Source organism: Telluribacter roseus (assembly GCF_017355915.2).
GTDB lineage: Bacteria > Bacteroidota > Bacteroidia > Cytophagales > Spirosomataceae > Telluribacter.
Genome location: NZ_JAFEUV020000004.1, coordinates 240160 through 265796 on the forward strand (window position 1 = coordinate 240160; position 25637 = coordinate 265796).

Consider the following 25637-nt stretch of genomic DNA (forward strand, 5'->3'; position numbering starts at 1 on the left):
CTTCCTACACTCAACGAATCAAGTAGTTCACAAGGCTGGTTGGTTGAATATAAAAATGATTCAGTTGATAGAGGAAATTCATGATTTTAATGAAATTTACAGGCTGAAGAACAGACCTTTACTCTATCTTCTCTTCCTCTTTCAATCTTTTTATGGAGAATACGAATCAGCTATGGGTAAGTATGCCCATTATACGGAACATTGTGCTTGGGGCGGTACGGCGGGGGGCAAACCTGGAGCAACTCTGTCAGTATGCAGGTATTGATTCCTCCTTACTCGATCAGGGCGATGCGCTAGTTAGCTTTGAGATTGGATACCACACCTGGGAGGCTGCTGTTGCGCTGACCAACGATCCCTTTTTAGGCCTGCACATAGGGCAGGAAACTTCCGCTACATCAATAGGAGCCGCCGGCTACCTGATGGAAAGTAGCCCCAATCTGCAGACTGCCTTTACAAACCTTGCCCAGTTTTATAAAGCGTTCACGGCTGTGTATGCCTACTCAACGGAAGTCTGTCAGCAGGAATTCAGGGTATATTGTGAGCCAATTTCTCTATGGAATGAGCTGTCTCCCGAAACGGCTCGCCAAAGTGTAGAGATCTCTATGTCGGCGTCGATACATATTATTAAGCTTTTTACGGGCAAGTACACGTATCCAGCACAAATCCTGCTTCGTTCACCTCAACCTGCTGATATAAGTGAGTATGTACGTATTTTCAGAGTTGTACCTCATTTTAATGAATCGTGCAATGCCATCGTATTCCGGCTTTCGGATATGCAGCAGCCGGTCATTGGATATAATAAGGAGTTGAATCGGGTATTTGCTCAACTACTGCAGGAACAAATCCTCAAGAGCCAGTCAAAAAAAGGCTTTGCAGAAGAAGTGCGGAAGACGATACTTCAGCACTTCCTCCTTACCATGCCTCAGTTAAACGAGGTGGCTGAACAGATGAATATGAGTCCACGCACTTTGCAACGAAAGCTACAGGAAGAAGGCTATACCTTTCAAAAAGTAGCCGAGTCAGTTCGCCGGGAACTGTCGTTGGGCTTGTTGCGCGACCAGCGTCTGACCGTAGCCGAGGTGGCCTATAAGCTGGGTTATACTGAGCCAAGTGCTTTTCAGCGGGCCTTCCGGCAGTGGACCGGCCAGACACCCAAAAGTTTCCGTGCATCGCAACCTGTATAACTAATTAGCGAATACTATTCAATGCGACAGTTTTGTTAGCTGGCAGGCTGGTCAGGTAGGCGTAGAGGGCTTTGAGTTCTACATCTGTATGGGCCGCTATATTCTGCCATGGCATGTACTCGTTGCGAAGGTGCTTTTTCTCTGGAGTAGTACCACTACGAAGCGTTCGGATAAACTCTTCCTCTGACCACTTACCCGGATTACCGCCGGCAGTAATATTCGGTACGGGAGGAAAGCCAGGGGCCAGAGGAGCGCCTCCTTCCATATTTTCGCGGTGGCAGCCCTGACACGACACCGCCAGATACGCTCCGTATTCGGCCGTAGGTTCGGGTGTTTTATGGGCTACGGGAGTAGGGGTATGATCAATCTTTTCCGCGGCCAATAGTGTAGCCTGTTCCAGCACAACCAGTACTCTTCCGACAGGGCCCAGCTGCTGCTCACGGGGGAGAGGGTTGTTGATCGGAGGCTGCTGCTGACAGTAGGCTATGAGGTCGGCCATATCCTCGTCGGTCATCTTCGTTGTTTCGTGGGATGGCATCAGCAGGAGTGGTTTTCCTTTCCGGTCTACCCCGTGTTTTAGGGTGCGGATCCAGTCGTTAGTGGTGAAGTCCTCCGAGATACCACCCTGTCCTTTGGTGAGGTTGGGGGCAGTAATGACCGCTACCATGGGATCATTCATAAAGACTTTACCTCCCAGATTAGCTTCGTGGCAGTCTTTACACCCTTTGGTCAGGTAGAGTTGTGCGCCGTGGCTGATAGAAGCCGAGTCATATTCTACCCGAATGGCTGCTGATTGGGTAGGGTATACCTTGTTGAGGCTTTGCTCGGTGTTCCAGTACACAAACCCATAGGCAATGAGGAGGATACCCAGCAGACACAGAATGCCGATGCTCGTCCACTTTCCGATTTTCTTTACTGTTTTCATAGCTAATAGATACAATGCAGTTGATAAGGACTAAGAATGTGATGCAAATATCCTGATCTACTAGCTGTGAAGACATGACAGTATGCGCCATAAAAGAGACAAAATACGACAGCCTTTAAAAGCAAACGCGTCACACTAGCCCAGTGTGACGCGTTTGCGGAGTATTATTACTAACAGGGGTGCTTATTTCTTCTTCTTGCCTTTGGCGGTAGCGGATGAAGCAGCATTAGACGCAGCGGCGGCAGGTACCTTAGCCTGCATGGCTTTGATACCACTTTCGATCTGTGGACCCATGAACGAGAAAGCTCCGTCGTTAGAGGTCTTTCCCATGGCCAGGGCCTTCTGAGCCAGTGGCAGGGCCTCTGATACCTTACCCATCCGGTTCAGGATCTGCGCTTTCAGCCACAGGTTACGGAAGTTCTGCTGCAGGCCAATGGCCTTGTCAGTCAGAGCAAGGGCTTTGTCCAGATCCTTGCCGGTCGACAGGATGTAGTTGGCGGCCGTCATCAGCGTATTAGGATCCTCCGGCTTCTCGGCTACGGCCTTATCCAGACCAGCCATTGTCAGTTGGTTGGTACTTACGCCCAGGGGTACTGATACCGTCAGCGCAGCCCATGACACATTTAGCTTGGCTGAACTATCCGTTACATTGGTAAAGGTAATCAGGAAGGTTTCGTTGAAGGCAGACGAAGTAGGATAGGTAGTAACACGAGCTACATCCTCCGACTGCTTGTAGGCAGCAGTACCACCCTGATTCCAGTTCTTGTTCAGGATTAGGGTCCACTCGCCTGCACCAGGGATGGAAAAGAGCGCGTACTTACCAGCGGGTACTCTCTGGCCACCGAATGTAAATTCAGTAGAAGCTTCCACCGTCGTAGCCATGTTGGCACCGGTACGCCATAGCTGGCCATGGGGCACTATGGCACGAGCGGAGGTGTCGCCGTATATGGTACGCCCCTTTACGTTGGGCCGGGAGTAGGTTACAGTAAAATCAGTTACTCCAACCGACTGCATCACTCCGGCGGATGTACTAGCCTGCGGAGTCCGTTGGGCCAGGGAGGTGCCGGCAACGGCCAGGGCAAAAGCAAATGACAAAAAATACTTTTTCATGTTTTTAAAATTTTATTTTCAAGTTAGACCATTGATCTTAGCGGCTAAATTAGAAGGAAAATACAACAATATCTACCTGTATGAAAAGAGAGTGGTTACTTACCCGGCTGGATCAGCACCAGCCACTGGATACTAACGAACTGGAAATGTGCGCAAATACCAGAGAGTTCGTCCGGGCTTATTCGGATTGTTTTGAGCGTACATTAGTAGTTGGACATGTAACCGGCTCAGCCTGGGTAGTATCGCCGGATCGCTCGCAGGTACTCCTGATGCACCACCGTAAGCTGGACCGCTGGTTTCAGCCGGGTGGGCATTGCGACGGTGACCCTAATGTATTGGAAGTGGCCATGAAAGAAGCCACCGAGGAGACCGGCATCCGGGACATTACGCCAGTAAGCGACAGCATCTTTGATGTGGATGTACACCTGATCCCCACCAATCCCAAAGAGGCCGCCCACTACCATTACGACATTCGTTTCCTGCTGGAGGCCAATCCCAATGAAGTCATCGAAAGCAATGCCGAGTCAAAAGTAGTAAAGTGGATACCGCTGGATCAGGTAGCCGAGTACAATAATTCGGAATCTATAATGCGGATGGTCAGGAAACTGCAGCAGGTTACGGCTTCACCCATGTGACAGTGGAGCTTTGACGTTTTCTCACATTAGATTTAGGAAATCTAGGTACTTTAAGCACCCGCTCGGTTATACCGAGTGGGAACTATATAAGAGCCCTCCGGGTGGTTTTCCATTCCGTCTAGTACTTGCTGCCAGATCACTAATCTTGATTGTATAAATAAGATATACAGTAAGTTATTGAAGAACTTTATACTAAACTTCTTACTGGATTTGAGAGACTTTGCCTACGTACGTTACTCAAAAATGAATGGCCGGGTTACTGCAAAGACGTGGTATGGTTATCCTGCGTTATTAACAGGAATCTTTTTGCCTTATTACTTTATGATTTTATTCTTTGTCGTAAGAATAGATAAATTTCACTATTTAGGAAATAAGAACTATTTGTTTTTATACAGCTTGGCAATAAGTCTTCTTTCTCCCTTAGTAGCCATTATCTATTTTATGCTTAGAAAGCTACAGGAAATAAAGCCCCTGTATTTAAAATCAGCATCAGTGGATTACAACAGAAAACAAAAAAGAGGTTTTGGTGCAATGATAGTGGGATGGGGCTTTTTAGCTTTATTCTTCTCTATAATGAATCAGATAGAGAAACTATCCAAGTAATCTGACTAAAAGATATATTTACTGCTGATCAATATTTAGATATATAGTAAAAAGTAGATTAGCATAATCGAAACGGCCTCCCCTTAACGAAGGAGAGGCCGCTCTATTTTCAGGCACACGCTATTTTGGGTTACAGTAACTCCCTCTACTGCTTCACAAACTTAATCGTCTGGACGTGTTGGTCGGTGGTGATACGCAGGAAGTACAGACCCGGCGGCAGATGTTTTACCGGAATGGCTGAAAGAGGCTTATCGCTGTCTGTGACTTCCATCACTACATTACCTGCAGGGCTCAGTACCTGATACACACTGCCCGATTTTAAGGGAGTACCTGAGGGCTTTATCAGAATCTCCTCGGTAACCGGATTGGGGTACAGCTGAAAATGGCTCACTACGTTGGGTTCGGTACCTAATGGACCAAATTCACGGTAAATGATTTCTTCGGCCCGCTCGGCGGAGGGTACTCCGTAGCCAAGCAGGTTGTCTGGTCGGGCGGCCTGATGTCCCGATCTCCTGAGTACATCAATAAGTTGCTGCGCCGTGAGGGTCTGGAACTCCTGCATGAGCAAAGCGGCCAGCCCGGCTATTTGCGGGGTGGCGAAGGAGGTACCATTACCGGTAGAGGCTCCGCCAGCGCCCAGGTCATTCCCTATAACGGTACCTACCCCTACGGCGGCCACATCGGGTTTCTGAATGCCGTTGGCGGTAGGGCCTATGGAGCTGAAAGGGGCGTAGGAGCGGTTGAGGTAGGTAGCTCCCACTACTAGTACCGAGTCCACATCGGCCGGCGCGGAGACATACCGCCAGGAAGCGTCGCCGTCATTCCCGGCGGCATTTACCACCAGTATACCCTTACGGGCCGCTACACGTGCTGCTCTGGACACGATGGTAGTATTTCCATTCATGTTGGCGTAGGTGTAGTTGTAGGCAGGCGTGTTAAATTCGCCCAGGAAGGTAGAGTACCCCAGGGAGCTGTTAATAATTTCGGCCCCCAGGCTATCCGCACGCTCGGCAGCCAGAAGCCAGGTTACTTCTTCGTAGGGCGTTTCGCTCCGGTCATTTTCGGTGCGGTACAGCGCAAAGTCAGCCTTATAGGCCGCTCCAACCAACGTACCCGGCTGGTAGGCCGCAATGGTAGAAAGTACATTGAGCCCGTGGTTGTCGTCCTGGTACACATCACCATCCCGCGCGACAAAATCGTGGGTGTCCAGGATGCGTTTCTCGTCGAACAGGTGCTTGAGGTACCCCAGCTGATTGGCCCTTGAAAAACCAGAATCAAAGATGGCAATAAGTACTCCCTGTCCCTGAATACCTTTCTGGTGCAGAGTGGGTACTCCCAGCAGGGCCAGTTGATCAAACATACGACCGTAGTCGATTTCGGCCTGAGTACCCCGCTTGTCATGGGTCGCTGCTATTCGGGCCAGTCCGGGCGTAGAGGAGCCGTTGATATTGGCCAGGGGGAGGTTACGCTCCAATCCCTGGTAGAAGGGGAGGTTCTGGATAGCGGTCAGCTGGCTGGCCGAGGCTTCTACCACCGCTCCGTTGAACCAGCGGGAGGTGTTGATCACGCGCGCACCCGTCTGCCGGACGGCTGTCACATAGGCCGGATTGACGGGAAGATCCTGCGTAGTAATAGGGATTTGCTGCCGCTGTCGACGGGCAACGGCACGTTGGGAAATAAAGGCTTCCGGATTCTGGATGGAGTAGGGCGAGTTCGTTTTATCCTTAAACAGCACCAGGTAACGCGGAGCCTGCTGGGCTAGTAAGGTTTCTGCGGATAATAATCCAGCTATGACTACTAATCCGATAATGTACTTTTTCATGAACTGTATCTTATTGGAGCTTCCCGTACGCGCTGACGGTGCTAATCTGTTTGATGCCATAATCAATCTTTCCCTGCCCGGCGCAGTCCGGTGTACTACAGTACTGTAGAAAGACCCGCTCCCGTTGCACCAGACCCACGTTTTTTGCATATACCTCCCGGAGGCGCCGCAGCGCCACTAAGGTAGAGTCGTTCTGCTGAACTACCGTAACCGTATGCTCAAACGGCTGAGTACCCACCGTAAGCGGCCGCCCTACCTTCGCGACTTCGAAGACCTTTTCTCCCTGATTAGTATACAGGTTGCCGTTCCAGCGCTGTCGTTCGGTTAGCGGGAAAAACAGTTTTACCTCCGTGACTCCATTTTCGGTACGTAGCGCCCGCTCGGTGGTACGCCAGGCGGTCATAAGGGAATCTGCTTTCCACTCCCCATTGGCCTGTAGTACCGCACGCTCGATGCGGTAGATGGTCTCGCCGGTGCCATCGGTATAGGAGTCGGTGATGGTTTCGCGGCGCTGGTAGGTACGTGAGGTAGCAGGCTGAGCCAGCGCATAGCGGGTTTCTTCCACCTGGTACTGTACATACTGACCTACTTCGAGGGGAAAGTACTCGTAGCCTATAGCCGGAGCGGGCTGCGTATCGGATTGGCAGCCCCAGGCCACTCCGGCCATAACTAGCAGGAGTACTCGGGTCCTTATTTTGTGGTAGCGGCTCACTTGCTTGGTACGGGCTGATTGACACCACCAATATGCGGACAGTCCAGCATGTTGGTGATGTCTTCGTGAGGTACAGGTTCTTTGGCGTAGCCGTAGGTCAGGCGGAGTGACTGGGTGTGGTTGTTGTCGCCCATGGCTACGTCCACATCATCCATTCCAAACTCACACGGATGCTCATAACCCGCCGCGTGGGTAATTTCCATAATCTCTTTGGACAGCGTTTTCATGTAGTTGAAAAAGCGCTCGCTCTTCAGCGTCGGGTCCAGACCCGACTGCAGCCAGGCGTTGTTGGTGGCAATACCCGTCGGGCAGCGGTTGGTATGGCAGGCCTGGGCCTGTATACACCCAATAGCCAGCATAGCTGAGCGAGCTATATTCACTATATCGGCTCCCATGGCAAAGGCCATAATAGCCTGAGCGGGTAGCCCCAGCTTACCGGCCGCGATAAAGGTAATGCGGTGGGTGAGGTTGCGTTTCTGAAAGATCTTGTACACGCTGCTGAACCCGTACACCAGCGGAAGGGCTACGTGGTCGGCAAAGGAGGGGGGAGCCGCTCCGGTACCGCCTTCACCTCCGTCAATAGCGATGTAGTCAGGTCCCTTGCCGGTCAGTACCATAATGTCCGCCAGCTCTTCCCACATTTCCAGCTTACCGACGGCCGCCTTGATCCCTACCGGAAGGCCCGTGGCTTCGGCGATTTGTTCAATGAAATCCACCATGCCGGGTACATCGGAAAAGGTGTTATGGAAAGGAGGGGAGACTATATCTTTTCCCATGGGTACATGACGTATCTCGGCTATCTCCGGGGTAATCTTGCTGGCGGGCAGCAGACCACCCCGCCCGGGCTTGGCACCCTGCGAAAGTTTCAGCTCGATCATCCTAACGAATGGGTTGGCCTGCGTCATCCTGACGAGCTTCTCCATGACGAAGTTACCCTCATCGTCGCGTACGCCGAAGTAGGCCGTACCCATATTGAATACTACATCGGCCCCGAACTTATGGTAGGGGGAAAGTCCGCCTTCTCCTGTGTTGTGGTAGTTGCCAAATTTGAGGGAGCCCCTGTTCAACGCTTCAATCGCATTGGCTGATAACGACCCGTAGCTCATGGCGCTAACATTGACAATAGAACGGGGGCGGTAAGGCCGCTTGCGGTTATGCGCCAGACCTATCACCTTGGCCGATGGTATAGCGTACTGAAAGGGCAGACGGGGATCAATACCTTTGGGCTTTCTTTGCGATAACTTAGAGGGAAGTAGTGACGGCTTGATGAATACGTAGCCCGCACTCATGATATCCTGATCGGTACCAAAGCCTTGGTAGTTGTTCTCGTTCTTGGACGAAGCATATACCCAGGAGCGATGCCGGCGGTTAAAGGGTAGTTCTTCCCGGTTATTAGCTACGATGTACTGGCGTAACTCCGGACCTATGGTCTCGATGAGGTACCGCATGTGGCCGATAACCGGGAAATTATGTAGAATGGTGTGCTTCTTCTGGCTTACATCCCAAATGGCGAGTAGCACCACAGGGATCAGAAAAAGTACCCACCAGGGCAAACCAAAAATATAATGTACGTACTGATTCATACGGGAGTTCAGGAAGTTAAGATTGATAGGTTGCCGGAAATTTTTACAACCCCTTTACCTATCACCTCAACCCAAAAACCCTTATGAAGGTTGTAATTCTTCCAGATTGGTGATGGAGGATAGATCATGCCAGTACCCCGGATATGACTTCACCACTACTCCCGGCTCCTCAATGATTATAGGAGTAACCATACCAACCGGAGCGAAGGCCAGGGCCATGCGGTGGTCGTCGTAGGTATGGATGCTAACCGGCTGCGCAGGGAGTGCCTCCTGCGTACGTTTTACTTCGTAGCGGTGGTTGGTCTCTACTTCGGTCAGTTCAGCGCCCAGCTTAGCTAACTCCTGCTGCAGTGCATAGATACGGTCGGTCTCTTTGATCTTAAGACTTTCCAGTCCGGTCATGGAGGCAGGGATGTTCTTCACCGCGCAGCATACGGCCACGGTCTGCGCCAGATCAGGGCAGTCGGTAAAGTCCCAGCTGAGGGAAGGAGCGGCTTCAATCTTTTGCAATAGTACGCCGCGTCCGGTAAAGGTACTCTTCACGCCCAGTTGCTCCATGATCTGAACAATGGCGCTGTCACCCTGCAGGGAGGCCTCCTTCAATCCCAGTAGCTCCACTTCGGCATCGGCCGCCAGAGCCACGATGCTGTACCAGTAGCTGGCACCCGACCAGTCCGACTCTACGGCGTAGGAGGTAGGCTTGTACGGTTGTGCAGGTACTTTGATCCATTTTTCGTCCCAGTTGGCTTCGTACGATATACCAAACTGTGCCATCTGCTGCAAGGTCATCTCGATGTACGGGCGCGAGCCTACTTCACCCGTCAGGCGGAGCGTGATGCCTTCGGGCAGGGTAGGTGCTACCATCAGCAGGGCCGATATATACTGGCTGCTCACATCACCCCGGATAGCTACTTCGGACTGGCCGGAGTAGGTAAAGCCATTCAGCTGTAGGGGTGGGAAGCCTTCATTCTTTACGTAGGTAATATCAGCTCCCAAGGTACGTAGCGCATCTACCAGCAGGCCGATGGGGCGCTCACACATGCGGGGCGTACCCGTCATGATTTTCTGCTGACCCGTAATGGCATAGTAAGCCGTCAGGAACCGCATGGTAGTACCGGCATCCAGTACATCAGCGGTCTGGTCCGTGGAGTCGAGCAGGCGCATCATGGTCTGGCTGTCGCGGGCTTCGGATACATTGGAGAGCTCGCTCTGGAAGTTGGTAAGCGCATTGATAATCAGCGCACGGTTGCTTTCACTCTTGGACGCTGCCAGGCGAATAACGGCCCGGATGGGTTGCTGAGGCGGGTGTACCAGGATGGATTTCACAGGATTCTAAACTAAGGTCTGTAACTAATCGTACTACCGGCCGTTGCCCAGAGCAGGGCCGGAAAAACGGCTGCAAGGTACATATTTTTTAGCAGGGGAGGCGAAAAGGTAGATCAGGATTCTCCCTAATTGTACGGTTGCCAAAGAAAAAAGGCAGCTTTTCGATAATCGGAAAAGCTGCCCGGTTGGATGAAGTGTAATTTGACGTGTAAGAGGAGATGATTCTTACTCCACTTTCAGAATCCGGAAACCACGTGCTGAAACCGGTACCGTAGCAGGATTGGTAAGCTTCTCTCCACTGAGTACATCGGTAAAGGTCCGGGTGCCGGTAGGTACCTCGGAGTACCTGGCAAGGGGCAGAGCTACCTGATCCTTGTTCTTGTTCAGGACGATCATGTACTTGTCCTTATCATCATACCGGAAGTACACGTAGGCGCCCTGCTCGGGACCGTAGTGGATGAGCTTGCCCTGGTGAATGGCCGTTGTGTTTTTGCGCCAGTTCAGCAGCTTGCGCATGAATGCCTGCGCTTCCTGCTCCTTTTGGGATAGTCCTTTGCCGGTAAAGGCGTTGACTTTATCACCGGCCCAACCTCCCGGAAAATCCATCCGGATCTCCCCGTGGGAGTCGCTCTTCGGGTTGGTAGCGAGTATTTCGGTACCATAGTAAATCTGAGGGATACCGCGGGTGGTCAGCAGGTACACCAATCCCATCTTATAAAGGTCGAGGTCTTCCTTAACTTGGGTATGGAAGCGGCTCATGTCGTGGTTGTCAAGGAAGATGACCAGGTTGTCCGGATCAGGATAAAGAAAGTCGCTGGCCAGTGCCTCGTATAGTTTTTCCAGTCCGCGGCCTCCCTCGCTGGTAAGGGCCTGCACGGCGGCAGCCTGCAGCGGGAAGTCCATCAGCGAAGGCAGGTGCGATACGTAGCCGTTGGCGTTGTGCTTGCCCCGCTGCCAGAACGACACCAGCGCTGGATTCAGCGACCATTCTTCGCCCACTACGTTCAGGTTGGGGTACTCTTCCATCACCCGACGGCTCCACTCGGTCAGGAAGGCCTTGTCAGAATACGGATAAGTATCAACCCGAATTCCGCCCAGATCGGCGTATTCCACCCACCAGATGGTGTTCTGGATCAGGTAGGTAGCCATGTATGGGTTACGCTGGTTCAGGTCGGGCATGGTGGGTACAAACCAGCCGTCCGATTCCAGCGTCTTGTCGTACTGCGAGGCGTGCGGGTCCTGGTGGGTCTCGCGGCGGTGGTTGGTCTGGTGGTAGTTGTCCGCGAAGTTGATCCAGTCCTTGGAGGGCAGGTCTTTCATCCACCAGTGGGCTATGCCGCAGTGGTTCAGTACCACATCTATAATGGTCTTGATGCCCCTTTCTTTGGCTTGAGCCGATAGTTTTACAAAATCTGCGTTGGTACCGAAGCGGGGATCTACCTTGTAAAAATCGCTGATGGCGTAGCCGTGGTAGCTGTACTGGGGCTGGTTGTTTTCCAGCAGGGGCATGTTCCAGATGGCCGTAAAGCCCATGTCCCGGATGTAGTCGAGGTGATTGATGATGCCCTGAATATCACCCCCGTGGCGGCCGTGCTCATTGGCGCGGTCCAGTTTCTCGGCCGTATCGTTGGTCGTATCATTGGACGGATTTCCATTGGCAAAGCGATCCGGCGTGATGAGGTAGATGACATCTGAACCATCAAAGCCCTTTCGCTCAGCCGAACCGTTACGTCTTTCCAGCAGGGTAAAATCAACTTTCTGCGTGTCATTGGCCTTTTTGAGCTCTATGCCTACAGTACCGGGTTTGGCGTTTGGCGCAATGGAAAGGGTAACGAATAGGTAGTTGGGATTCTCCAGACTCGCTACCTGCTTAAGGGTAACGCCCGGGTAGTTGAGGGTGGGACGGTAGGTAGCGATGTTCTTCCCGTACAGCATCAGCTGCACATCCGGATTCTTCATTCCAATCCACCAGGAGGCGGGCTCCACGCGTTCTACCAGCTTAGCGGCGTTGACTGCCATCGGAGCCAGTAAGCTCCATAAAAAGGCTATTAAGCTTCTTTTCATTATATCAATATCTTCTTTAATCTTGGTTAAAAGTTTTTCAGTGACCAGACGCTGTACCCTTTGGCAGATGCCTCCAGGGTAGCACGTCCGTTGGCATCAGTTGTTATTGTTTTGGTAGTAGTGCCTGAGTAGTCGTACAGGGTCGCATTTTTCCAGCGGGTAGTGACCTGTCGGGTCTGGGCTGAGTTGCTGTTATTGAGGAATACCACCAGTCCGGGTATGGCTCCTTCGCCGTTGCGCTGAGCCACGTACAGGTCGTTGTCGGCGTGCAGTACCGAAGTACTTCCCTTCGCCAGCGAACGGTTGATCAGGATCAGATTATCGAGCTTCGCCTTGTCCAGAAACTGTTCGTAGTCGGAGTAGAAAATGCAGGGGTAGCCTTCGTGGGTAAGGATGTAGGCGTAGGCCAGCAGCTTACCCTCATTGGTCGAGATCCGGTTGCCCTGGTTGGTTTCCTTCTCGGTATCGTGGTTATTGACAAAGGTCACGGCCATTTTCGGATCGAGCTTCCACAGCTGCGGGCGATCCCGCAGGATAGTCATGTTGTTGCCGTCGATGGCGTTTTCCATGGCGTAGAATGCCGCAAAGTCAAAGGCCGGACTACCCGCATCTTTGACCCAGTTGTGCAGGGTAGTGGCGTTTCCGTCCCATAGTTCACCCACTGAGTATCCACCCACGGCATCCATCCAGGCCTTGATGACCCACGAGTCAAAACCCTTGACGTAGTCGAAGCGCCAGCCGTCAAATTTCAGGGTATTCTTGTAGTACTGGGCTACCGAGTTTTCCAGCTGCCACAGCCACCTCTGGACATAAAGCTGGTCATGACACAGGTCCTGCTCTTCAAAAAAAGCCGCCTCGGCATCGTTCTTATGAAGACCATTGGGATGAAAATGCTCGTGATTTCGGAAGAAACGGCCCGACTTAGGCTGAAAGAGCGTGTAGGTATTCTTCTGACGGTAGGGGTTGAACTCCAGCGCGCCGCCACTATTATGGTTGAGTACTATATCAGCAATAACCTGAATGTTGTTCTGATGGGCTTTGCTGATCAGACCTTCCAATTCAGTACGGGAGCCAAAGCGGGTCTCGACGGTACCCATCTGGTCGTATTCACCCAGATCAAAATAATCCATCGGATCATAGCCCATGGAGTTGCCACCCGACATACCCTTGGAAGCAGGCGGCAGCCATATACGATCAACGCCTATTTTCTTCCAGCCCTCAACTTTTGACGAAACAGTATTCCACCATTCGCCGCGTGGCTCTACATCCCAGTAGAAGGCCTGCATCATCACACCCGTAGGGGAGACATGCTTCGTAAGATCTACCGGCGCCGTGTCGGGCTTTTGATCCACCCCTGTTTCTTTACACGAGAACAGGATGAAAGGGACTGCTACTAAAAGTAGGGTGCGAAGATTGAACATGAGGTCAGTTGGTTAAAGTAGAAAGGAGGTACATGCCCATAACGGCTACGTACCTCCTTCGGCTAATTTAGGTTATTTCTTGGTAATCTTGTACGTAGGAGCGCCGGGCTTGCTGAAGTCCAGCGTGATGCCATACGTACCAGCCGTTACAGCGATGTTAGCGCCTCCAGCTTCCAGGGTACCATCCGCTCCGTCGTCGCCATAGTTAAGATCCCAGGCGTCGTTCTGACGGAATTTGATCTCACCGGCTTTCAGCGTAACACGATCCAGGACCCACACCCCATCGTTGGCAAAGTCAGGGCGGAACTTAGCGTCCGGGCCGTCCCATCCGTTAGGAGCAGCACTTCCTGCTACACCCCATACATCTATTTTCTCAACTGTATAGGTACCCTTGTTAAAATTCACCGATACAAGGTAAGTACCCGGCGTTACGGCAATGTTACCACCACCTAACTCAAGGGTACCATTGGCACCTCCGTAGTTAATGGCCCAGTCCTGATTCTGACGGATTTTTAATTCTCCTTCCTTCAAAGTAACTACCGCACGCCACTGATCGGAGGTAGGATCGTAGGTCAGAGGTACATCCGGTCCATCCCAGCCGTTAGGAGCAGCACTACCCACCAATCCCCATGAGTACTTGGTAATTGTATAAGTAAGCGCGTTCAGGTCCAGGGTAATCTTGTAAGTACCTGCCGTTACAGCAATATTGGCACCTCCTTCTTCGAGAGTTCCGTTGGCTCCGTCATCACCGTAGTTGAGATCCCACTTGTTGTCCTTGCGAAACTTGATGTCGCCAGTGGCTAGCGTAACGTAGGCTACCAGAATATTCTCCTTATCGGTTTGGTAGAATGGCATATCAGGGCCATCCCAACCATTGGCCGCAGCGCTACCCGCTATACCCCAGGGGGTAGACAGGTCGAGCTTGTCGAGGTAAGGAGTAGCCTGTAGGGTAGCCAGCGGAGATACCAGTACGGTAGATTCGCCCAGACGAGCCTGCACCTTGATGTCAAGGTCGGCGGCCGATCCAGCCACCAGACCTAACTGCAGCAGGATCGGGTTCAACTCAGCAGCCGTGAAGGTCTTACGCAGTTGGCTGCCCGTAGGTACCGCTACGGCATTGGTAAAATCACCCCCTTTTCTATCAAAAAGAATAGAGTAGTTGGCACCAGCCTGGAAGCCGTAATCGGGTTTCTGCCACGAGATGTTCAGAACCTCGTTGTTGGCTTCGTCTTTGGACAGGACGATGGCAGGGGAGGAGAGTACTACCTCCGGACGAGCCTCGGGATTCAGGATGGCTCTCATTTCGTCTTTCTCACAAGATATCATGAGCATAGCCACCCCCAGAATCAGATATAGTCTATTTACTAAAAAAGTTTTCATTGCGTATCTAAGCTACTCGTAAGGATTAATAACCAGGGTTCTGTTTGAGGTTGGGGTTAGCCACAATATCCGAAGCTGGAATGGGGTACAGTCTCAGGTAGTCAGCTACCGCCTGTCCCTCTTTGACATTACCCTTCCAGGGCCACAGGTAGGTACCACTCACAAACCGGCCAAAACGGATAAGGTCGGTACGGCGGTGTCCTTCCCAGTACAGCTCACGGGCACGCTCATCAAGGATGAAGTCAAGGTTGATGTCCGATACCGTGGCAGCGCTGGCCCGCTGGCGGAGCTGATTGATATACCCAATGGCCGTAGCACGGTCCCCTCCCGATCCACCTCTTAGTACGGCCTCTGCATACATCAGGTACACATCCGCCAGACGCAACATGGGGAAGTCAGTATCGGGGAAGTTGCCTTCGATATCCGATCCTTTCTGTCCACCCGAGGTTACGTTTTTGTACTTGGTGATGGCGTAGCCATCGTTGAAGTTGAACAGGTCATTGATTTCCAGGTTTTGTCCCTGGGTGTAGAACATAGCACGCTGGTCGGCCTGGCCGGTTACGTCAGGAAACTTCTGCACCAGATTCTTCGTGGTACGAAGTCCGCCCCAGCCTCCGTTGATGCCAAAGTCGGCAGGATTCATGGAACCACCTACGGGAGCATGTACCAGGAAGGTCATGCCACCCCAGGACTTGGAGCGATTCCCGTCAAACACGATGGGGAAGATGATCTCGCTGGAAGTATGGTTGTCAGCCATGAAGAGATGCGCATAGGTAGGATCCAACTTATAGCCGGTATCGATCACCTTCTTAGCGTTCTCAATGGCTTCAGTATACCTGGGCTGTCCGATGTAGGTTTCAGCGTTGAGGTACAGCTTGGTCAGCAGCGTCCAGGCGGCCGCCTTGTCGGCACGTCCGTACTCATTCTGCTTAGGCGCTACCAGATCCGCTTCAATGGCTTTCAGCTCAGACTCAATGTAGGCAAACAGATCAGCGCGTGAGATCTGCGGAGGCAGGGCCGCGCCTACGGCGTCATTCTCAGTCACGAAAGGTACATTACCAAACATATCCAGCGCGTGGTAGTAGCTCAGGGCGCGCAGGAAACGAGCCTCGGCACGGTAGGCAGGTATTTCGGTGAGGGTAATACCCCGCTGGGCGAGTTTGGCATCCGTAGTTTCGCGGATAAACTCGTTACAGATGGTTACCTGGTAGTAGATACGGTTGTACATGGCCGTAAGGAACTCATTGTTGGAAGTCCAGTCCATGTCGTGGAAGTCACGGAGGCTACCGTCGTTCCAGCCGATAACGGCCTCGTCGGTAGGTAGCTCCTGAGCCTGCCAGTACTGACGCAGGTAGGTTGAGAAACCTTCGTTGATACCGGTGATATCCGGCAGGCCATCCGGCCCCTGCTGGCCACTAAGCGACAGACCCGCGTACAATTTGGCGAGTACCTGCTTGTAGCTGGCCGGGTCACGGTAGACCGTAGCCGAAGTTACTTCTATAAAAGGCTGGCGATCCAGGTCATTCACACACGATTGAGTAAGGAAGAGACCACAGACAAGCGCCCCGATTTTTCCTATATTCTTTATGATTGTCATTGTAAGTTCTTTAAAACAGTTTTGTGTCTTATAGTATGTTCAGGATTAGAAGCCCAGGTTAAGACCCAGGGTGAACGTACGCGGACGCGGATAGATGCTGTTGTCTATACCACCTCCTACTTCAGGATCCAGACCCGAGTACTTCGTAATGACAAATGCGTTCTGCACGTTGGCGGATACCGTAGCTGTCATCCGGTTGTTCAGTACCTTACCCAGGTTATAACCCACGTTCATGTTATCCATACGGAAGAACGACGCATTCTCAATGTAGTAGTCACTGAAGTACTGCGCGTTGCCGAAGCCGGTGGTCAGGGCATTACGGGTAACGTTGTTGAGGTAGGGGTTAGAGCTAAGCCTGAATACCCCGGCGTTGGAGTTCACGTTGTTGTAGGCGTAGTTACCCACGCTGGCCCGCGATACAAATCCGGCGAAGAGTTTGCCATAGGTAAACTGCGACGACAGACCCAGGTAGAAGTCAGGCTGTGGTGACCGGTAGCGGTAGCGATCGTCAGGCGTAACCTGGCTATCGCCGTTACGATCTACGTACACACCTTCCAGGGGCTGACCCGCCTGGTTGTATACCTGCTGATAGGCAAAGAAGGTACTGGTTGGGTACCCTACGGTATGGATCTGGATGGTATTTCCTACACCACCACCGATACCGCCTACCAGTATACCCGGGAAGGTAGGGTTAGGTACCTTGGTCAGGTTCGTAACGGTGTTGACGTTACGGGTTATGTTAAACGCCACATCCCAGTTGAACGCAGAGGTACGGATAGGTGTAGCGTTCAGCGTGAGCTCAATACCGCGGTTCTCAATGTTACCTACGTTGGTCAGGATCTGGTTGGTCAGGTTAGAGCCGGCAGGTACCGGTATTACGCTGAGCAGATCCTTGGTCTTACGGAAGTAGTATTCGATACTACCCGAAATACGGGCTGGTTTCAGAGCAAAGTCAAGACCGGCGTTATAGGTTTCGGTTTCTTCCCACTTGATGTTGGCATCGTATCCTTCGGGACGAAGGGTGTTGTAGAAGGTATTACCAAACTGGTACTGAGCGGTGCTCTGGCTGATGGTGTAGCGGGGCAGGTATGGGTAGTCACCCAGTACATCCTGCTGGCCCGTTACCCCGTAGCCCATACGTAGTTTCAGGTCGGAGATGGCCTCCACATTCTTGAGGAAACCTTCCTCGTTGATACGCCAGGCCAGCGCCAGCGACGGGAACAAGCCCCAGCGGTTTTCAGGCGCAAAGCGTGACGAACCATCATTACGCAGGGTAAAGGTTACCAGGTACTTGTCCATCAGCGAGTAGTTGGCTCTTCCGAAGAAGGAAACCAGCGTATTCTGTGACTTGTAGAAGTAGTCCGTAAATACATCACCTCTGATGTTGCGGTCCAGGGTATAGTTGTCGCGCAGGAAGTCCTGGTACGAGTACCCACCCATCACGTCGATGCGGCTGTTAATGCCCGGCAGCTCCTTCACGTAGTTGAGGTAGAACTCAAGCGTCGTGTTGGTTTTATTCTGCGAGTACACGTTGTCCTGTCCTCCGCGGGCAAACTGCATCCCTACATTGGCCGGTACATCTATGGTTCCGTCACTTTTGGATATGTCATAACCCAGGTTCAGGTTGGCCCGCAGCTCCGGCAGGAAGTGGAACTTGTAGTCAAATACGATATTACCAATGCTACGGCTTACGTTCGAACGGTCGTCTCGCAGCATCAGCTGAGCGAGTGGGTTGAGCGTAGCCAGTGTATTAGGATTGCCGGTGGCAGGGTCAAGCCATTCGAAGTAGCCACCCAGTGTCTCGTTGCCGCTGTATATGGGCTGAGTAGGGTCAAAGAATACGGCGGCTCCGATAGCACCCTGGTTGGCAAATCGGTTGTTGGTAAGGGCACCTTTCAGGTTGACATCCACTTTGAGGTGGTTGTCAAAGAAAGTAGGTGACAAACCGATAGAAGCGGTAGTACGGCCCATGTTGGATGTCTTCAGGATACCTTCCTGGTTGAGATAACCCAGTGACACCCGGTAGGGGAGCTTCCTGATACTTCCGCTAATGCTCAGGTTATTATCAGTCGTAAAGGCGGAGCGATAGATCTGCTTCTGCCAGTCGGTAGTAGCAGTACCCAGCAGAGCTCTCATATTTTCGTTGCCTCTGCTGTTGATCAGGTCTCTGTATTCATCCGCCGAAAGTACATCCACGGTATTGATAGGACGGGCTACCGAAGCCTGTGTGCTGAAGTTGATAGTCGGACGACCGGAGCTTCCCTTCTTGGTGGTAATCAGAATAACCCCGTTGGAGGCCCGTGAACCGTAAATGGCAGTAGCCGACGCATCTTTCAGTACCGTCATGCTCTCGATATCGTTCGGGTTGATCATCCCCAGCGGATTGGCCGCACCCGAGATACCCGAGTTGTCCAGAGGTACTCCGTCCAGTACAATGAGCGGATCGTTATTAGCATTGAGTGACGAACCTCCCCGAATACGGATGGTACTTCCGGCACCGGGAGCTCCACCGTTGGGAGTAATCTGTACACCGGCCATTTTACCGGTTACGAGTTGCTCAGGAGTAGTGATCTGTCCCTTCACGAAGTCTTCGGACGATACCGAAGCTACCGATCCGGTCAGGTCTTTCTTCCGCTGACTACCGTACCCGATTACCACCACCTCGTTCAGCGACTGGGTATCATCGGTGAGTTGTACATTCACGGTAGTTTGATTTCCGACGGGTACTGTCTTGCTTGACTTACCGATAAAGCTGTATACCAGTACCGCCGTATCGCTCTTAACAACGATCGTATAATTACCTTCGATATCGGTTTGAGTACCGTTAAAAGTACCCCTTTCCAGTACCGTTACACCCGGCAGACTGCTACCATCCGTATCGGATACTTTACCCGTTACAGTTCGCTGGGCCAGGGCCAGATTAGTAAGTCCGCACAGGACCAAAATGAGGGACGCCCGCAGTAGCGCCAATGGTATTCTGTATTTTAAAATACTGGTTAGAATTTGTTGATGCATGAGTTAATCAAATGAAAAAGTGACTTTAACGAATAGTTGGTTAATTGGATTATTTAGGGTACTTCGGTAAATAGGCCCAAGCTGAACATCCTGGCTGTGTTGGTTAGTTCCGCCTGTACAATGGTTCTTTTAAGGCTGGAAAGCCAATCTGTCCACAATGGTTTTGCCATATTTAATGGGACAAAAGTACAGTGGTAGGAATAGAGCGTCGCCCCATTTTGTATTTAACCTATAAAAAATAGAATAGAGTATAATGGCTTGACAAATAGCTACTTAGGTGGTGGTACAAGTACCGCTTTATGAAAGCGGTACTTGTTTATTAGCCATTTGTAACTGATTCGAAGTACTCGCGCGGCGTTTGATTGGTAATTTTTTTGAAGGATCGGTTGAAGGCCGTTTTGGAGTTGAAGCCTACTTCATACGCCAGACTGAGGAAGGTAAGGTTGTGATTCCGGGGATCATTGATCAGCCGCTTGAATTCCTCAATCCGATATGAATTTATAAAGTCAAAGAAGTTCTTCTCGAAGTGCTCGTTGATGATCCGTGACAGCAGGTGGGAAGGCATATCAACCTGACCAGCCAGTTCCGCCAGACTCAACTTCGGATTAACATAGGGCTTGTTTGCATCCATATGTTTTTCCAGCTTTTCGATGTGCGGAGCCAGGTTCTCTTTTTCCTCAATCGGATCCGTATCCGCCTTGACTTCTTTTAGCATACTCTGCCCCACGGAAGTATCCAGCACATCATCAAAAATAGACAGCGGGCGAGGGGCCGCCTTAAAGGTCTCGGGCTGGTGAATGGCAAAGTACCCCACAAAGTAGGGGATAATCGAAAAAGCCAGCCAGATTACATCTACGCTACTTTCGATCAGACTGGTCAGATCAACATCAAAAAGCCAGTGGGCCGCCAGTAGCACGTACATAAATCCCCACAGACACAGACACACAAACTGGAGTATACCTACCGTATTGAGGTACTGCAGGTTCTGATCGTACGACAGGTTGGTCTGGAAGTCGGCCCGGTAGGTATTGAGGGTACGACGGAACAGGAGCCAGTAGTAGCCATTCCAGAGCAGCCCCAGAAAACCAAATGTGATGAATAGTAGCAGGATGTCCGCTTCCTGATTCATCAGGTTCAGTAAGAACACCTTGTCGCTCCGGAGCAGGTAGGGGAGGTACACAAAGAACTGAATCAGGAACGGGATGAAGTGCAGGTACCACCGCGAGGGCAGCCGTTTTACGTTGAACAGCAGCTTAAGCAGGTAGAAATAAAACAGCGGCGCGTACACAAACAGGATAAAGTCAGGCAGCAGAATCAGCTTGGGCGATACATTGACAAATACCTGGTAGTTACTCATCAGGTAAAGCAGAATCATCAGTGACGACAGCCCGAGTGTAATCATGAGCCAGCGGTTAGCCTCCCGGTTATAGGAGTGGATGGAGGGAATGGCTACTATCAGCAGGATACCCTGAAACACCGAGAACAGCAGTAGCAGGTCGTACAGGGAAAAGAAATGAAGGGTACCCATCATATCTTCCCAGCCGGCTATATCTACCTGTATGGTGTTGTCATTGGTAGTGGCATTGGGAAAAAACACGCGGTTGGGCAGCGCTTTGCCACTCTCCCGGGCTTCTACCGACTCCCAGTTTCCCCGCGTAAATTTGTACTCGATCCTATCAAGCTCGGTGTATACCTTTACCTGATAGGTACCGTCTACCTTTTTTTCCAGTTTGAAGTTCCTGTCACCCGGATTCCAGTTATTAAAGTTGCCGGTAATGTACAGGTTGGCATCGTGGGGTGTTTTTTCGGGTAGCTGGCGTACAACGAAGGTATAGCCATTCTCCCAGCCCTCGATGGTTACCTGGATAGTACTCGTAGAGTCAGCTGAGCGTGAATAAATACGATTGGTAAACGGCTCACCCGCGGCAGATCCTTCTACCAGGGTCCAGGTACCCTGGGTGAACTTATAGGCAAAGCGATCCGGAACATGGTCAAGTACTATGGAGTAAGTACCATCCGGATGTTGAGTAAGGGCGTATTCCGGATTGCCGGGATTCCAGTTGTTGAAGTCCGCCGCCAGGTACAGGGGCTTATCAGGGGCAGGTAGCGCGGCTTTTACCTGCACCTCTATCCTGACCTGAGCCTGACCTACAAGGGGAATACCGAATGCAAAAACAGATAAAAGAAATATATAGAAAATAGACTTGCTCATAGGAAAAACAAACAGCAGCAAGTAGTACAACACTAGCTGCCATGCATATAGCATACTAACACCAGCTGACCTGGTAAAATGCCGCCGATGCGGGAAAAGATTAGATTTAATTAGTAGGTCTGAAGTACTTTGAGACGGTTCCGGTTATTGATCCGGTACGAGGGGAAGCTAAGCTTGTAGCAAAGTACGCCCGTGGCGATAAGTCCGCCGCCAACGGCCAGTGAACGGGTATCAGTCGTAAACCGCCGGTTGTCGATGCCGGGATTCAGGAAGTCAGCTGCGGAGTAGATAACTCCGGCAAGGGGAAGCAGAAAGGCCCCCTGCGTAACCCAGGGAATGCGGTGGCTTGTTTTGATGCGTTTGACCTGCTTGAAAGTGATGGGGACGTAGTCCATCCGGCGGGCTACTTCATCAATAACCACTATACTGAATGTGCTGTCGGAGACGCTATGGATACTTTCGTTGTACTTTTTACGATCGCTGCGGAGCCGGAATTTGATATCATCTCCCGGAAAAAAGCGGTACCTCCTGAAGGTGCCAATCATAGGAGACGCATCAAGTACCAGGTAGCGCTGGCCCGGCTTGGTAATAGAGCGGTTGGAGGGATTTCGCTTCAGGAGTAGTTCCTCACTGCTGAGGGCTCCTTCGGGGGTATAGTGATCCTGGGCGGCAAGGGGAATCGCTGCTAGTAAAACAAAGAATATGGCAAGTACTTGTATCATCCCTGGCCCCTTTTTTCGACTATAAGGAAACTTCCTCTTTAAAACTAAACGGGCAGTATGTCAGGTTTGTTGCGAAAAAAGGCCGAAAATCAAACTAACTTACCTCAGCTCTTTCCTCCACTACGGTGGCTTTTACCGATACTCCACCCGACACGATCATCTTCATAATGTCGGCACTGGTAGCGTTAAGCAGCGTTACATTCTCGATAGGTACAATAAACAACTCCCCCGAAAAAGCGTAGGAGTGAGGCAGGTACACGGCTATGAAGTCCTTGATATGCAGGTGACTCAGGTCCGTCTGGGTGATGAAGCCCAGCTTTCTGATGTCGGAGTCGCGGTTGATGGTCACGAGCACGGGCTGGTTAAATTTCTTCTTGTCTCCCACAAAGGCCGTGATCAGGTCCTTGATCGAATAGTAGATGATACTTACGAGCGGAATTTTGCGCAGGAGCCCTTCGCTGAATTTGAAAAAGGACTGTGGTACTACCGTTGAGAAAAAGAAGCCCAGCATGATAATGCCCGACAGGATGATCAGTACCCCGAGGCCCGGCAGATACACCGACCGTTTTTCGGATACGGGTATATAGATAGGCAGGATACTATCCAGAAACTCTATCCCCGACCAGATGATCAGGATGGTAAAGTACGTAGGCGCTACCAGCACAAGTCCTCTTACAAAGTAGTTGAGGATTCGTTTAAGAAAAGCATTTTGGATCTCCATAGATTGCGGAGTAATGGGTAAAGGTTATTTATAGCTATATAAAATGCTCATTTATCTGCCACACATGTATCTCGTCGGAGCTGCTCCTGCTGTAGTAGTCAACCCGGCAATACCGGAGTAGGTTCCCCAAAATGAGACGAATACACTACCGTTTAATAAATTGTATTTTCCCGTAATCACCTCCGGAAGCGTCCACTGTCTTACGGATTAGCGAAGCTTATTTCGAAAGGTACTTTGTAACAAGTCTGGCTATTCTGATATTTGCGGCATTCTATTTACAAAGTTGAAAATAATATATTTTAAATAGAAGGATATAACTCCTCATTTATAATTATTTATATGTATCAGGCCGACTATTTACAACGTTTTACGGAGGAGGTTTTCAAAAGTATAGGGTGTCCGGATGATCAGGCCGCTCTGGCCGCCGAAGTTTTGGTAAGTGCGGATCTGCGCGGAGTCGATTCACACGGCATCGCCCGGCTGGCTGGTTACGTACGTCTGTATGATCACGGTCGTCTCAATCCTGCTCCCAATATACGTGTAGTCCACGAGACACCCAGCACGGCCGTTGTAGACGGAGACCGCGGTCTGGGCCTGGTCGTAGCTCCCAAAGCCATGCACATTGCCATGGAAAAAGCGGAGAAGGTAGGATCAGGCTGGATCTCCGTCCGTAATTCCAACCATTTTGGCATCGCGGGGTACCATGCTATGATGGCCCTTGAGAAAGATATGATCGGCTGGACCATGACCAATGCCGCTCCGCTGGTGGTACCTACCTTTTCGCTGGACAAGATGCTGGGTACTAATCCGGTGGCCGTAGCCGTACCCGCTCAGGACGAACCCCCTTTTGTAGCGGACTTCGCCTCCACGGCCGTAGCGTATGGTAAGTTTGAAATCCTGCAGCGCAAGGGGCTACCTGCTCCGCTGGGCTGGGCGCAGGATGCCGACGGCCAGCCTACCACCGACTCCAACGCCGTAAAGAGCGGGGGAGGGCTGCTTCCGCTGGGGTCGGATCGGGAGCACGGCAGCCACAAAGGCTATGGCCTGGGAGCCATCGTGGATATATTTTCCGGAGTACTATCGGGTGCCAACTATGGCCCGTGGGTACCGCCTTTCGCGACGGCTGGCTTTATGGCCGCGCAGGAGGGAGTGGGCATGGGCACCGGACACTTTCTGGGCGCTATGCGCGTTGATGGATTCCGGCCAGCCGACGAATTCAAGAGCCACATGGACAACTGGATCCGGGCGTTCCGGAAAGCCAGAGCTGTGGAGGGCAAGCAGGTACTGATACCGGGTGATCCGGAGCGGGAGACCGAGGCGCTGCGCCGTAAGGAAGGCATCGATCTGCTGCCGCCGGTGGTACAGTCGCTTAGTGAGCTGGCACAACGCTTTGGGCTCGACTTTGAAGCACAATAATCCGGCTGGCTCTAAAATTGTATGAACGATTTCAACCTAAAATAACCATATAACCCGTTGGTAGTACAAGGTTTACATCCTGAACAGTTAACAGATTTACAAATTATAGATACCTATGTCTCGTAATTTTAAGATAGGAATATTCATTACTCTGGCGATTCTCGTCACTACGTTCACCTTTTATTTCTGGCAGATTTTCAAAACGCCGAACTTACAGTTAGAGAAGGAAGACAGCTTTGTGCTGCTTATTCCCGAAAAAGCTACCTACCAGACCGTACTGGATACCCTTAAGAAGCACGAGGTTGTCAATGACTACGTGTCGTTCCAGTTTCTGGCCAAGCTGCTCGACTATCCTGAAAGCATAAAGCCGGGACGGTATGTGATCAAGCCCAACACGCCTAACTACCCCATCATCAAAAAGCTGAAAGCGGGAGATCAGGATGCTGTAAAGCTTACCTTTAATAACATACGCCTCAAGGACGACCTCATAGCCCGCATTGGGCCCCGGTTTGCCTTTGGAGCTGAAGGGCTGCGTGAGGCCCTGAATAGCCCGGAGGTGAGCCAGAAGTACGGCTTCGATACGGTGACGGTGGTATCTATGTTCCTGCCCAATACCTATGAGATATACTGGAATGTATCGACTGAGAAGTTCCTGGACCGTATGCACAGCGAGTACGAGAAGTTCTGGACGGATGAGCGTAAGGCCAAAGCCAAGGCTATGAACATGACCCCTACCCAAGTAACCGTACTGGCGTCGATCGTGGAGGCCGAAACCAAGAAAGAAGATGAAAAACCACGCGTAGCCGGTGTATACCTCAACCGCATGGAGCAGGGCATGCCTCTGCAGGCTGACCCTACTATAGTATTTGCCTGGCGTGATTTCTCTATTCGTCGGGTACTCAACTACCACACGCAGATCAAGTCCCCCTACAATACCTACCGCAATGTAGGTCTGCCTCCGGGGCCTATCAATCTGCCGGCACCTACCTCTATCGATGCCGTACTGAATCGCGAGGACCACAAGTACATCTATTTCTGTGCGCGGGCCGACTTCTCGGGCTACCATGCCTTTGCCGAGAACTACGAGGATCACATGAAAAACGCCCGTGACTACCAGCAGGCACTCAACCGGCTGAACATTAAGCAGTAACCAGTAGAAGTGGCCCCGTAAGGGGCCACTGGTTTTTAA

At 51.5% G+C, this 25637-nt stretch carries 19 protein-coding genes; 5 read left to right on the plus strand and 14 right to left on the minus strand.

Annotated features, from left to right (window positions below; all coding sequences use genetic code 11):
* Positions 1–152: 152 nt before the first annotated feature.
* Entirely contained in the window at positions 153–1184 is a 1032-nt protein-coding gene (locus JTN23_RS10125; protein ID WP_247234505.1) for an AraC family transcriptional regulator, read from the plus strand.
* A gap of 4 nt (positions 1185–1188) precedes the next feature.
* Here the strand turns inward: JTN23_RS10125 and JTN23_RS10130 are convergent, their stop codons facing one another.
* Positions 1189–2109, minus strand: a complete 921-nt coding sequence (locus JTN23_RS10130) for a c-type cytochrome (RefSeq protein ID WP_247234507.1) — start codon at positions 2107–2109, stop codon at positions 1189–1191.
* A 183-nt stretch (positions 2110–2292) separates the two neighbouring features.
* Entirely contained in the window at positions 2293–3219 is a 927-nt protein-coding gene (locus JTN23_RS10135) for a DUF2911 domain-containing protein (protein WP_247234509.1), read from the minus strand.
* Between the two features lie 80 nt (positions 3220–3299).
* Between JTN23_RS10135 and JTN23_RS10140 the strand changes: the two genes are divergently transcribed.
* Complete coding sequence (locus JTN23_RS10140) at positions 3300–3854, plus strand: NUDIX hydrolase (protein ID WP_247234511.1); 555 nt, start codon at positions 3300–3302, stop codon at positions 3852–3854.
* Between the two features lie 210 nt (positions 3855–4064).
* Positions 4065–4457 (plus strand): hypothetical protein, encoded by a 393-nt coding sequence (locus JTN23_RS10145; protein ID WP_247234513.1) that lies wholly within the window; start codon positions 4065–4067, stop codon positions 4455–4457.
* Positions 4458–4602: 145 nt separating this feature from the next.
* On the opposite strand, the gene JTN23_RS10150 is transcribed toward JTN23_RS10145, so the two are convergent.
* The 12 genes from JTN23_RS10150 to JTN23_RS10205 all read right to left on the minus strand — a co-directional run bounded on the left by JTN23_RS10150 (position 4603) and on the right by JTN23_RS10205 (position 23032).
* Positions 4603–6279 (minus strand): S8 family peptidase, encoded by a 1677-nt coding sequence (locus JTN23_RS10150; RefSeq protein WP_247234515.1) that lies wholly within the window; start codon positions 6277–6279, stop codon positions 4603–4605.
* A 10-nt stretch (positions 6280–6289) separates the two neighbouring features.
* Positions 6290–6946 (minus strand): hypothetical protein, encoded by a 657-nt coding sequence (locus tag JTN23_RS10155; protein WP_247234517.1) that lies wholly within the window; start codon positions 6944–6946, stop codon positions 6290–6292.
* Between the two features lie 41 nt (positions 6947–6987).
* On the minus strand, positions 6988–8574 hold the full coding sequence (locus tag JTN23_RS10160; RefSeq protein ID WP_247234519.1) for an FMN-binding glutamate synthase family protein: 1587 nt from the start codon (positions 8572–8574) through the stop codon (positions 6988–6990).
* An 81-nt stretch (positions 8575–8655) separates the two neighbouring features.
* The gene (locus JTN23_RS10165; RefSeq protein WP_247234521.1) at positions 8656–9900 is read right to left on the minus strand and encodes a 3-phosphoshikimate 1-carboxyvinyltransferase; all 1245 of its coding nucleotides are present in this window, start codon (positions 9898–9900) and stop codon (positions 8656–8658) included.
* A 225-nt stretch (positions 9901–10125) separates the two neighbouring features.
* The gene (locus JTN23_RS10170; protein ID WP_247234523.1) at positions 10126–11964 is read right to left on the minus strand and encodes a glycoside hydrolase family 13 protein; all 1839 of its coding nucleotides are present in this window, start codon (positions 11962–11964) and stop codon (positions 10126–10128) included.
* A gap of 26 nt (positions 11965–11990) precedes the next feature.
* Positions 11991–13385, minus strand: a complete 1395-nt coding sequence (locus JTN23_RS10175; protein ID WP_247234525.1) for an alpha-amylase — start codon at positions 13383–13385, stop codon at positions 11991–11993.
* A 72-nt stretch (positions 13386–13457) separates the two neighbouring features.
* Entirely contained in the window at positions 13458–14765 is a 1308-nt protein-coding gene (locus JTN23_RS10180; RefSeq protein ID WP_247234527.1) for a SusE domain-containing protein, read from the minus strand.
* A gap of 25 nt (positions 14766–14790) precedes the next feature.
* Positions 14791–16362, minus strand: a complete 1572-nt coding sequence (locus JTN23_RS10185; RefSeq protein WP_247234529.1) for a RagB/SusD family nutrient uptake outer membrane protein — start codon at positions 16360–16362, stop codon at positions 14791–14793.
* Between the two features lie 45 nt (positions 16363–16407).
* Entirely contained in the window at positions 16408–19332 is a 2925-nt protein-coding gene (locus tag JTN23_RS10190; RefSeq protein ID WP_247234531.1) for a SusC/RagA family TonB-linked outer membrane protein, read from the minus strand.
* 364 nt (positions 19333–19696) lie between these two features.
* Complete coding sequence (locus JTN23_RS10195; RefSeq protein ID WP_247234533.1) at positions 19697–21589, minus strand: helix-turn-helix domain-containing protein; 1893 nt, start codon at positions 21587–21589, stop codon at positions 19697–19699.
* A 110-nt stretch (positions 21590–21699) separates the two neighbouring features.
* Positions 21700–22311 carry a hypothetical protein gene (locus JTN23_RS10200; RefSeq protein WP_247234535.1) on the minus strand — a complete coding sequence of 204 codons (612 nt, stop codon included), beginning with the start codon at positions 22309–22311 and terminating at the stop codon, positions 21700–21702.
* A 94-nt stretch (positions 22312–22405) separates the two neighbouring features.
* Positions 22406–23032, minus strand: coding sequence for a DUF502 domain-containing protein (locus tag JTN23_RS10205; protein WP_247234537.1), 627 nt, complete (start codon positions 23030–23032; stop codon positions 22406–22408).
* Positions 23033–23371: 339 nt separating this feature from the next.
* Between JTN23_RS10205 and JTN23_RS10210 the strand changes: the two genes are divergently transcribed.
* The gene (locus JTN23_RS10210) at positions 23372–24448 is read left to right on the plus strand and encodes an Ldh family oxidoreductase (protein ID WP_247234539.1); all 1077 of its coding nucleotides are present in this window, start codon (positions 23372–23374) and stop codon (positions 24446–24448) included.
* A 115-nt stretch (positions 24449–24563) separates the two neighbouring features.
* Positions 24564–25598 (plus strand): endolytic transglycosylase MltG, encoded by a 1035-nt coding sequence (mltG, locus tag JTN23_RS10215; RefSeq protein ID WP_247234540.1) that lies wholly within the window; start codon positions 24564–24566, stop codon positions 25596–25598.
* The last annotated feature ends 39 nt before the right edge of the window (positions 25599–25637 follow it).

Bases quoted from the DNA above. Each gene is read 5' to 3' on its own strand.
- JTN23_RS10135 (WP_247234509.1), bottom strand. From the start codon at position 3,219: ATGAAAAAGTATTTTTTGTCATTTGCTTTTGCCCTGGCCGTTGCCGGC.
- JTN23_RS10185 (WP_247234529.1), bottom strand. From the start codon at position 16,362: ATGACAATCATAAAGAATATAGGAAAAATCGGGGCGCTTGTCTGTGGT.
- JTN23_RS10125 (WP_247234505.1), top strand. From the start codon at position 153: ATGGAGAATACGAATCAGCTATGGGTAAGTATGCCCATTATACGGAAC.
- JTN23_RS10170 (WP_247234523.1), bottom strand. From the start codon at position 11,964: ATGAAAAGAAGCTTAATAGCCTTTTTATGGAGCTTACTGGCTCCGATG.
- JTN23_RS10150 (WP_247234515.1), bottom strand. From the start codon at position 6,279: ATGAAAAAGTACATTATCGGATTAGTAGTCATAGCTGGATTATTATCC.
- JTN23_RS10210 (WP_247234539.1), top strand. From the start codon at position 23,372: ATGTATCAGGCCGACTATTTACAACGTTTTACGGAGGAGGTTTTCAAA.
- JTN23_RS10180 (WP_247234527.1), bottom strand. From the start codon at position 14,765: ATGAAAACTTTTTTAGTAAATAGACTATATCTGATTCTGGGGGTGGCT.
- JTN23_RS10130 (WP_247234507.1), bottom strand. From the start codon at position 2,109: ATGAAAACAGTAAAGAAAATCGGAAAGTGGACGAGCATCGGCATTCTG.
- JTN23_RS10175 (WP_247234525.1), bottom strand. From the start codon at position 13,385: ATGTTCAATCTTCGCACCCTACTTTTAGTAGCAGTCCCTTTCATCCTG.
- mltG (WP_247234540.1), top strand. From the start codon at position 24,564: ATGTCTCGTAATTTTAAGATAGGAATATTCATTACTCTGGCGATTCTC.
- JTN23_RS10200 (WP_247234535.1), bottom strand. From the start codon at position 22,311: ATGATACAAGTACTTGCCATATTCTTTGTTTTACTAGCAGCGATTCCC.
- JTN23_RS10140 (WP_247234511.1), top strand. From the start codon at position 3,300: ATGAAAAGAGAGTGGTTACTTACCCGGCTGGATCAGCACCAGCCACTG.
- JTN23_RS10205 (WP_247234537.1), bottom strand. From the start codon at position 23,032: ATGGAGATCCAAAATGCTTTTCTTAAACGAATCCTCAACTACTTTGTA.
- JTN23_RS10195 (WP_247234533.1), bottom strand. From the start codon at position 21,589: ATGAGCAAGTCTATTTTCTATATATTTCTTTTATCTGTTTTTGCATTC.
- JTN23_RS10155 (WP_247234517.1), bottom strand. From the start codon at position 6,946: ATGGCCGGAGTGGCCTGGGGCTGCCAATCCGATACGCAGCCCGCTCCG.
- JTN23_RS10160 (WP_247234519.1), bottom strand. From the start codon at position 8,574: ATGAATCAGTACGTACATTATATTTTTGGTTTGCCCTGGTGGGTACTT.